Source organism: Delftia sp. WSY_12 (genome assembly GCF_043104645.1).
In the GTDB taxonomy this organism is placed as follows: Bacteria; Pseudomonadota; Gammaproteobacteria; order Burkholderiales; family Burkholderiaceae_C; genus Comamonas; species Comamonas tsuruhatensis.
In genome coordinates, this window is record NZ_JBICKW010000041.1 from 1 (window position 1) to 450 (window position 450).

Sequence of the window (450 nt, forward strand, 5' to 3'; positions counted from 1 at the left end):
GCGCTACGGCATCAGCCGCAAGACGGCCTACAAGTGGGTTGAGCGTTACCGCCAACTGGGCATGGATGGATTGCAAGAACGCAGTCGCAGGCCCCACGGGAACAATCAGGCGATCAGCTATGCACAGCGCCGGGCCATCATTGAGCTGCGCACGCAGCAAAGGTCACAGATGGGGCCCAAGAAGCTGCACGCTTTGCTCCTGCAGCGTTGGGGCCCACAGGAGACACCCAGCAAAACCACCATCTACAACGTGCTGAAGGCAGAGGGGCTTGTTTGCAGCAGGCGTGTACGCAGACGCTCGGTGCCTACGGCCCAGCCCTTGCGAACGAGCAAGCAGCCCAATGGGGTGTGGAGTGCAGACTACAAAGGCCAGTTCAAGACAGCCGATGGTCACTGGTGCTACCCATTGACCATCATGGACCACGCCAGCCGCTATTTGCTGGCCGTGCA

Annotated in this window: 1 protein-coding gene; it reads left to right on the forward strand. The window is 60.4% G+C overall.

The window, feature by feature from the left end:
* On the forward strand, positions 1-450 hold a 450-nt coding region (locus ACF8LI_RS22480; RefSeq protein WP_392429823.1), incomplete at both ends, for a helix-turn-helix domain-containing protein.